Origin of the sequence: Campylobacter sp. 2018MI01 (genome assembly GCF_018501205.1) — a bacterium.
In the GTDB taxonomy this organism is placed as follows: Bacteria; Campylobacterota; Campylobacteria; order Campylobacterales; family Campylobacteraceae; genus Campylobacter_E.
In genome coordinates this window covers 1-9,695 of record NZ_JAHCZE010000061.1, presented here as the reverse complement: position 1 = coordinate 9,695, position 9,695 = coordinate 1, and the positions used below count along the sequence as shown (strand labels likewise).

The window sequence follows — 9,695 nt, the reverse complement described above, 5'->3', positions numbered from 1 at the left end:
TTTATTAGCAATAAAAACGCAATTTTTAAAGCTGATTTTTCTCTTATTATAATTTTTATAAATCTTTTTATATTTGTAAAAAATATAAGTTATTTTATAAGTATTAAAGAATTTGATATTTTTTATCTAAGTATATTTTTATCTTGGATTATTAGTAATGTTCCTGCTTGTGTGTTTTTAGCTAGTTTTACAAATGATTATAAAGAATTATTATTAGGGGTAAATATTGGCTCATTAGGGACTTTAATAGCTTCTATGGCGAGTTTAATTTCTTATAAATACTATATTAATTCTTATAAAAATAAAGCTTTTAAATACATAATCAATTTTACTTGGATAAATATTGTATTTTTAATAATTTTAGTAGTTTTTAAAGAATTATCCCGAATTTAATCGGGATAAAATTATTTCGTATTAAATATAAATTCCTTATCAAAATCAACTTCTACAAAAGATTTCAAATTCCCTTGTAAAATAAGCTCACTAAGTCTTGAATCAATTTCTTGATATATAGTTCTTTTTAAGGCTCTAGCACCATATTCATCACTATATCCTAGATTTAAAATTTCTAATCTTGCATTCTCACTAATACTAAAGCCAATTCCAAGTTCAGCTAATTTATTGCTAGTATTTTTAAGCAAAATATCAACAATTTGTAAGCATAAATCTTTATTTAAAGCATTAAATCCTACTATTTCATCAAGTCTATTTACAAATTCAGGTTTAAAGTATTTTAATAATTCTTTATTTATTAATTCATTTCTTTCTTTTTCATTTTTAATATCTACAAACTTAGCTGCTCCAATATTACTTGTAAATATTATTAAAGTGTTTTTAAAATCAACCCTAAAGCCTTTATTATCACTCAAAGCTCCTTCATCTAACATATTTAAAAATATATTAAATATCTCAGGATGAGCCTTTTCTATCTCATCAAAAAGTAGCACCGAATAAGGTCTATTTTTAACAGCTTCTGTTAATTGTCCGCCTTCATCACTTCCTACATAACCAACCGCAGAACCTATTAAATTGCTTACTCTATAACTTTCAGCATATTCATTCATATCAAAACGAATTAAAGCCTTTTCATCATCAAAAAGCTCTTTTGCAATTGCTTTTGCTAATTCAGTTTTACCAACTCCTGTAGGCCCTAAGAATAAAAAGCTTCCTATAGGACGATTAGTATCACTAAGCCCTGCTTTATTTGCCCTTACTGCACGAGCTAGAGCTTTTATAGCTTTATCTTGTCCTACTACACGAGTTTGTAAATTATTTTCAAGATTTAAGTATTTTTCACTCTCATTGCTTAGTAATTTACTAACCTTTATTCCTGTCATTTTTGCTAAAATTAATGCGACTTGCTCATCATCAACTTCGTTTTTAAGTAAAGTTCCACTTTGTTTTAACTCTTGCCAATTTGCTTTAGCATTCTCAAGCTCGTTTTTAACTTGTGGGATTTTTCCGTATTCAATCTCTCCTGCTTTTTGATAATCACCTTTATTTTTTGCAATATTTGCTTCATTTTGCAAATTATTAATCTCGTTCATTTTCTTTGAAATTTCGGCAAATACTCTTTGCTCGTTTTCAAATTTCATTCTTAATTTTCTTTCTTCTTCGCTAAATTCACTTAATTCATTTTCAATTTCTTTTAATCTTTCTTTATTTTTTTCTTCGCCTTCCATTAATAATGCTTCTTTTTCAACTCTTAATCTAACGATATTATTTTTTACATTTCTTAAAGCACTTGGCTCACTTTCAATTTGCATTTTAAGTTCAGCCGCAGCTTCATCTATTAAATCTATTGCTTTATCAGGTAAAAATCTTCCTTGAATATAACGATTACTAAGCTTAACAGCAGCTACTAAAGCTTTATCATTAATACTTACATTATGATGAGCGCTTAATCTTTCTTTAAGACCCCTAAGCATTGCTATTGCATCATTTACGCTTGGTTCATTCACAATTATGCTTTGAAATCTTCTTTGCATTGCAGCATCTTTTTCAAAATATTTTTTATATTCTTTTAAAGTGGTTGCACCAATGGTTTTAAACTCGCCCCTACTTAAAGCAGGTTTAAGTATATTAGCAGCATCCATACTTCCTTCGCTTGCACCTGCACCTAATATTGTATGAATTTCATCAATGAAAATTATAATATTAGGATTTGCTTTTACACTTTCAATTATATTTTTAAGTCTTTCTTCAAATTCCCCGCGGTATTTTGCTCCTGCAACAAGTGCTGCTAAATCAAGACTTAATATTTGTTTATTAGCTAAAGAGCTTGGCACTTGTTTATTAGCAATTGCTTGAGCTAGAGCTTCTACTATAGCTGTTTTACCAACTCCTGGCTCACCTAATAAAATAGGATTATTTTTGCTTTTTCTAATTAAGATTTGCATAAGCCTTTCTAATTCATTATCCCTTCCTGTAATTGGGTCAAGTTTGCCTGATTTTGCTAATTCAACTAGATTTGTGGTGTATTTTTCTAATTCTTTATTGCTTATGTCATCTTGCTCTTTTTCGCTAATTTTTCTATCGCCTCTTAAAGCATTTAATTCGCTTTTTAATACAAGTAAATCTAAATAATCTTTTAATAACTCACAAATTCCACCCTTATCACACTCACTAATTATCCACATATCAGTGCTTAAGTAGCTATCACCTTTACTTAAAGCAAATCCAATAGCCTTTTCAAGTGAAGTTAAAAGTGCATTGCTAGGTTTTACATTATTAGCATTTACTCCATCGCTTTTTACTAAATTATCAGCCTTGCTTTTTAGCATTAGTGAAATTGCAGTTTTATCTATTGATAATTTATTAAATACTTGATTAAGAATAGAACTTGAATCATTAGCAATAGCCCATAAAATATGAAATGGTTCTATATTTGGATTTTTATTAAATACACATAAGCTTACTGCTTGACTTAAAGTTTCATTAAATTGATTTGTTAATTTATCTTGAATATTCATATTATCTCCTTTAATTGATATGGTTCGCATTATATTACTTTAGTCTATTATTGTCAAGTATAAAATTAAATTTATCACTTAAATATCTTAAGTGCTAAGTTTTTTATTTAAAAATACACATAATTGCTTACTTGTATTTAAAAAATTGCGTTAAAATCACAGCTTTAATCTTAAATCTTATTGGAGCTATCGTGAATTTTAATAAAAAGATATTTTTGTGTGTTGCACTTGGAATTTCGTTGTTTGCAAAAACTGATGAAGAAGCTGAAAGACAAGCATTCTCAAAGCTTATTAAAACTTTTAGAATGATTGAAGCAAATTATGTTGATGAAATCAGTATAGAGCAACTTGTGGATAAATCTTTAGAAGGATTATTGAGTAATCTTGACGCACATTCAGCATTTTTAAATGAAAAGAATTTCAAATCTTTACAAGAAAGCACAAACGGAGAATTTGGCGGTCTTGGAATGACTTTATCAATTAAAGATAATGCAATAACCGTTATTGCACCAATTGAAGGAACACCTGCTGATAAAATTGGTATAAAATCAGGCGATGTTATTTTAAAAATTGAAAATGAAAGCACGATAGGAATGAATCTTGATGACGCAGTTTCTAAAATGCGTGGCAAACCAAATACTAAGATTAATATTACAATATATAGAAAAGGCGAGAAAAAGCCACTAGATTTTACGATAACAAGAGATATTATAAAAGTTGAAAGCGTTTATACTAAAAAAATAGAAAATACAGACTTTTTATACATTAGAATTACAAGTTTTGATAGAAATGTTGTAAGTAAAGTAAAAGACGCATTAGCTATTAATAAGGATATTAAAGGGATAGTAATTGATTTAAGAAACAACCCAGGTGGTTTATTAAACCAAGCTACAGATTTATTGAATTTATTTATTGATAAAGGTATTTTAGTATCTCAAAAAGGAAGAGATGAAAGTGCTAAAATAGATACTTTAGCAATTAAAGGTGCTGCAATAAATACAAAAATACCTATTAGTATAATTGTAAATGGTGGAAGTGCAAGTGCAAGCGAAATCGTAAGTGGAGCTATGCAAGATAGAAAAAGAGCGATTATTGTTGGTGAGAAGACTTTTGGCAAAGGAAGTGTTCAAATGATTAGAGAAATCAATGATAAAGAAGGTATAAAACTAACAATCGCAAAATACTACCTACCAAGTGGAAGAACAATTCAAGCAGTAGGAGTTACTCCTGATATTATTGTGTATCCTGGTAAGGTAAATACTGAAGATAGTGGCTTTAGTATAAAAGAAAGCGAACTTAAAAAGCACCTAGAAAATGAATTAGAAAAAATTGATGGTAAAAAAGAAAACAAAACCGATAAAAATACACTAACTCAAGAGCAAATCAATGAAGATTCTCAATTAAAATCAGCAATTGACGCTTTAAAAATCTTAGTAATTAAAGGAAATTAATGAAAAAAATAATCTTTTTGATATTTGCTAGTATTTTATTTGCAGCTCCATCAAAAGAATTAAGTGTAATGGACGCTCAAGTTTATACAAACCTTAATCAAAATAATGAAGATGCAAATAGTTTTACTAGCGATATTAAAGAAGAATTTAATGATAAAGTAGAACTTGCTATTAATGCTAATTTTTCAAAAAATTCTGTAAAAACTAAAGAAGTTTTTTATATAGATATAACAATTAATTCTAATTACAAAACAAATTTTACTCCGCAAATTAATTTTGAAAAAAGTATTGATATGCAACAATTAAATAAAGATATTAAATTTAATAGCGAAAATGGAATTTATACTACTCGTGTTTATTTTCAAGCAAATACAGCAAATGCTAAACTAAACTCAATTGATGCTAAGTTATTTAGAAATACTCAAGAAGTAGGAAATGCTAAAATCAGCCTAGATAATTTAAAAATTGAAGAATTAAAATTTAATAAAGATTATGTAGAGTTGGTTGCAAGTGATTTAAAAATTACGAATTTAAAATGCACTGAATATGATGAAACTAGCGTTATATGTGGAATGGACGCAAAAGCAAATAACACTAATTTTAATAATTTTTCTTTAAAAACTGCAAAATCGCAAAGCATTACAAATGTCGGAAAAGACTATGAAAATGCAAAATGCTCAATTGCTTTAATTTTTCCTAATAATATGAAAAATTTCTCTTTTTCATATTATGACCCATTAGAAAATAAATTCATAGAATATTCTAATAAAATCATAGTAGAATCTGAAGAAATAAGCACTCAAACAGACTTAAATCCAATAACAAAAGAAATTAATTTTTATTTACAAATTGGAAGCTTAATCTTAGCTGTAATTTGTCTCATAATTGTAGTAATTTTTAAAAGGTTTTTTTCTTTAATAGCACTTGCTATAGTTTTTGTGGCTTTTAGCTTTATTGATGGTGGGAATTTTAGTAGTGCTAAATTAAAATCAGGTGCAAGTGTTAGAATTTTACCAACTAATAATTCAACTATTTTTTATAAAAATACTGACATAAAAGAAGTAAAAATCATAACCAAAAAAGACAATTTTGTGAAAATAGCACTTGATGAAAATACAAGTGGTTGGGTAAAAAATGAAGATATTGAATAAAATCTTAAGTATTTTTCTAGCAATAATCATAGCAATCAGCATTGCTTTTGTAATTGTTTTAATGTTTATTTTCCCTAAAAAAAATTGGGTTATTAGAAAAACTTGGGCAAAATTTATCCGTAAATTATGCTGTTATAAAATAGAAATAAAAGGCGATTTTAATCCTAATGCAAGAATGATTATCCTAAATCATCGCTCAATGCTAGATATTATCGCACTTGAAGATATATATCCATACGATTTAGCTTGGATTGCAAAAAAACAGATTGAAGAATTATTTTTCTTTGGAAATATCATAAAACTACCTAAAATGATTTCAATAGATAGAGAAAACGCAAGAGATTTCGTAAGAGTTATAAATGAAGCAAACGATAGATTAAATAATAATAGAAACATATCTATGTTTCCTGAAGGAACTAGAAGTGATGGCTATGAATTATTAAGATTTAAAAAAGGCGCTTCAATGCTAGCTACTAAGTTAGATGTTTTAGTTCAACCTGTTGTAATTATTGGTTCAAAAGAGATTTTAGATAGTAAAAGAATAACAATTCACTTAGGTAAAAAACTTACAATAATACCTTTACAACCACTAAAAGCTAATGAATTAGACAATGCAAAAGACTTAATGCAAGAAGCAATTAATGAATATTTCAAGGCTAATGAGTGAATATTTTTATAGTTGCTTTAGGTGGAGCCATTGGTGCTGTTTTAAGATATATTTTAAGCACTTTTATAAATCGTAATTTTGATTTTAAATTCTTTATAGCTGGGACATTAATCGTTAATTTAATAGGCTGTTTTTTGATAGGATTATTTTATGCACTAGCTAAAAATTACGAGAGTTTAAACGAGATAAGATTATTAATAGTAGTAGGATTTTTAGGTGCCTTTACTACTTTTTCATCAATTACTTATGAGAGCATAACATTATTAAAATCATTAGGCTTCGTTGCCTTTAGTGCAAATATTATTTTAAATGTAGTATTTGGACTAATAGCAACTTATATTGCTTTAAATTTTTTTAAATAGGAGAAAATATGGAATTTAAAACCGAAGTAAATCAATTACTTAATTTAATGATTCATTCACTTTACTCAAATAAAGAAATATTTTTAAGAGAGCTTATATCAAACTCAAGCGACGCTATAGATAAGCTAAATTTCTTAAGCCTTAGCGATGAAGCTTATAAAGGAATTAGCTTTAATCCTAGTATTAAAATTAGCATTAATAAAGACGCTAAATTATTAATCATAGAAGATAACGGCATAGGTATGGACGAAGCTGATTTAAATAATAATTTAGGCACAATTGCTTCAAGTGGAACTAAGAAATTCTTAGAAAATTTAAGCGAAGATGCTAAGAAAAATAGCGATTTGATAGGTCAATTTGGTGTTGGATTTTATTCAGCATTTATGGTTGCAAATAAAATTGAAGTTTATACTAAAAAAGCCTTAAGCAATGATTCGTTTTTGTGGAGTTCTGATACAAATGGTTATGAAATTACTAAAACAAATAAAGATAGTTTTGGCACAAAAATAGTTCTGCATTTAAAAGATGATGAGTTTTTAAACACTCACACTATTGAAAACCTAGTTAGCAAGTATTCAAATCATATCTCTTATCCGATTTTCTTAGAAAAAGAGATAAGTGTTGGCGAAGGAGAAAACGCTAAAACTGAATTAAAATTCGAGCAAATCAATAAAGCAAAAGCTTTATGGAGAGAAAACAAAGCAAGCCTTAAAAAAGAAGATTATTTAAAATTCTATGAAGGCATAAGTTATGATAGCAAAGAGCCGATTTTATATGTTCATACTAAAAGCGAGGGCGGTTCTTTAGAATATTCAAGCTTATTTTTTATCCCTGCAAATACTCCACACGATTTATATAGAGTAGATTATGAAAAAGGTATAAAACTTTATGTAAAAAGAGTATTAATTAGCGAAAAAGAAGAGATTTTACCAAGTTACTTAAGATTTGTTAAAGGTGTGCTTGATGTTGAGGATTTACCTTTAAATGTAAGCCGTGAGATACTACAAGAAAATGTAATTTTAAGAAAAATCAAAGAAATCAGCACTAAAAAGATTTTAGGTGAATTAGAAAAATTACAAAAAAATGACGCTAATAAATATGATGAGTTTTATAAATTATTTGGTGCTGTATTAAAAGAAGCATTGTTTGACCCAAGTGCGAACAAAGATGAGATTTTAGCATTATGCAAATTTGATAATAGTCAAAACGATACTCAAATCACACTTGATGAATATTGTGCTAATTTAGGTGAAAACAAAACTATTTATTATCTAATCGGTGAAAATAAAGAATTATTAAAACACTCACCTTTACTTGAAAGCTACAAAAAAAATAGCATAAATGTGTTGCTTTTAAGCGACAAGATTGACCCAATCGTAATTCCTATGGTTCATAAATATAAAGATTTTGATTTAAAAGCTATAAACGAAGTTGATGAAATCAAAAAAGATGAATTAAACGATGAGCAAAAAAGCTTTTGTGAAAAACTAAGCAAAATATTAGAAAATGATGTAAAAGAAGTAGTTTTATCTAATTCTTTAGAAAGCTCATTATCAAGCTTAGTTTATGATACTAAAGACCAAGAATATATGATGGCTAAAATGATGGCTCAATTTAGCGGAGAAAAAATGAATGCTAAAGGCGTTTTACAATTAAATGCAAAACACGAATTAGTAGCAAAACTAATAAACGAAAATAACGAAGATAGCCTTAAAAATCTAGCATTTATAGCTTATGGCACCGCAGCACTTGCTCAAGGCTTAGAATTTGCTAAGGTTAGTGAGTTTAACGAAGCTGTTATAAATCTAGCTAAAAAAGCGTTTTAATGCAAGAAAACAAAGCCTATTTAAGCGAACAAATAATTACTTATTTAGGTAATAAACGCTCATTATTAGGCTTTATTGAAAAAGGCGTAAAATATGCAAAAACCGAGCTTAAAAAAGATAAATTAAGCTCGGTTGATTTGTTTAGTGGTAGTGGCATTGTCGCAAGATTTTTAAAACAACACTCAAGCTATTTAATAGCAAATGATTTAGAAAGTTATAGCAAAGCAATCAATGAATGCTATTTATCAAATATTGATAATAATTTTTATAAAGAGCTTGAAATAGAGCATAAAAAACTAAAAGAGCAAATCATTAATAATTTTAATGAAAACGGCTTTATAAGAGAGCTTTACTCTCCTAAAGATGAGCTAAATATCACTCAAAATGATAGAGCTTTTTATACAAATTATAATGCTAGTTATATTGATACAGCAAGATTATTACTAGAAAATCACAAATATAAAAAATACTTTTTAGCACCACTTTTATATGAAGCTAGTGTAAAAGTAAATACAAGTGGTGTTTTTAAAGGCTTTTACAAGAATAAAAACGGCATAGGAGAATGGGGCGGAAGTGGCAAAAATGCTCTTAGTAGAATTATTGCTAATATTGAATTAGCAATGCCTATTTTTTCAAACCATAATGTGCCTTTTAATGTGTTTTGGCAAGACGCAAATGTTTTAGCAAATGAGCTTGATTGTGATTTATGCTATATTGACCCGCCTTACAATCAGCACCCTTATGGCTCAAATTATTTTATGCTAAATCTAATTACAAATTATATTAAACCACAAGATATTTCTAAGGTTTCAGGTATTACAAAGGATTGGAATAAAAGCGTTTATAATTCTAAAAAAACAGCTAGCGAAAGCTTTTTTGAGCTAATAAACAATCTAAAAGCAAAAATAATTTTAATCTCATATAACAACGAAGGCATAATAAGTGAAGATGAATTTCAAAACACTCTTTTAAAATTTGGTAGCTTAAATATATTAGAGCAAAAATATAATACCTTTAGAGCAAGTAGAAATCTAAATAATCGTAAAATCCATGTAAAAGAGATTTTATATATCCTTAAAAAAATATAAAAATAATATATGATTTAATATGCTTAATCACAAAAATTACCTAAAGCCTTATTTTTATCTACAAAATATACTACTTATAATAAAGACTTAAAATTATCATAAATATTTATATTTTTATTAAAAGAATTTAAAATTGTATCTTATAAATCAAAAAAGCTTTATTATTTAATAAAAATAC

General features: G+C 27.3%; 8 protein-coding genes. 7 read left to right on the top strand and 1 reads right to left on the bottom strand.

Features of this window, described 5'->3' with window-relative positions; genetic code table 11:
• On the top strand, positions 1-393 hold a 393-nt coding region (locus tag KJQ97_RS08100; RefSeq protein ID WP_214120514.1), incomplete at its 5' end, for a transporter permease.
• A gap of 11 nt (positions 394-404) precedes the next feature.
• Here the strand turns inward: KJQ97_RS08100 and KJQ97_RS08095 are convergent.
• The gene (locus KJQ97_RS08095; RefSeq protein ID WP_214120513.1) at positions 405-2,972 is read right to left on the bottom strand and encodes an ATP-dependent Clp protease ATP-binding subunit; all 2,568 of its coding nucleotides are present in this window, start codon (positions 2,970-2,972) and stop codon (positions 405-407) included.
• Positions 2,973-3,127: 155 nt separating this feature from the next.
• Between KJQ97_RS08095 and KJQ97_RS08090 the strand changes: the two genes are divergently transcribed.
• Genes KJQ97_RS08090 through KJQ97_RS08065 form a run of 6 tightly spaced genes read left to right on the top strand, consistent with a single transcriptional unit; the run spans position 3,128 to position 9,517 of the window.
• Positions 3,128-4,423, top strand: a complete 1,296-nt coding sequence (locus tag KJQ97_RS08090) for a S41 family peptidase (RefSeq protein WP_442862234.1) — start codon at positions 3,128-3,130, stop codon at positions 4,421-4,423.
• Positions 4,423-5,574: a hypothetical protein gene (locus KJQ97_RS08085; RefSeq protein ID WP_214117324.1), complete on the top strand. Its 1,152-nt coding sequence runs from the start codon at positions 4,423-4,425 to the stop codon at positions 5,572-5,574. Before KJQ97_RS08090 ends, KJQ97_RS08085 begins: the two co-directional genes overlap by 1 nt.
• Positions 5,558-6,241 carry a lysophospholipid acyltransferase family protein gene (locus tag KJQ97_RS08080; RefSeq protein WP_214117326.1) on the top strand — a complete coding sequence of 228 codons (684 nt, stop codon included), beginning with the start codon at positions 5,558-5,560 and terminating at the stop codon, positions 6,239-6,241. Before KJQ97_RS08085 ends, KJQ97_RS08080 begins: the two co-directional genes overlap by 17 nt.
• Positions 6,238-6,603 carry a fluoride efflux transporter CrcB gene (gene crcB / locus KJQ97_RS08075; protein ID WP_214120512.1) on the top strand — a complete coding sequence of 122 codons (366 nt, stop codon included), beginning with the start codon at positions 6,238-6,240 and terminating at the stop codon, positions 6,601-6,603. Before KJQ97_RS08080 ends, crcB begins: the two co-directional genes overlap by 4 nt.
• 8 nt (positions 6,604-6,611) lie before the next feature.
• Positions 6,612-8,429 (top strand): molecular chaperone HtpG, encoded by a 1,818-nt coding sequence (gene htpG / locus KJQ97_RS08070; RefSeq protein WP_214120511.1) that lies wholly within the window; start codon positions 6,612-6,614, stop codon positions 8,427-8,429.
• Positions 8,429-9,517 (top strand): DNA adenine methylase, encoded by a 1,089-nt coding sequence (locus tag KJQ97_RS08065; protein WP_214120510.1) that lies wholly within the window; start codon positions 8,429-8,431, stop codon positions 9,515-9,517. Before htpG ends, KJQ97_RS08065 begins: the two co-directional genes overlap by 1 nt.
• Positions 9,518-9,695: the final 178 nt, after the last annotated feature.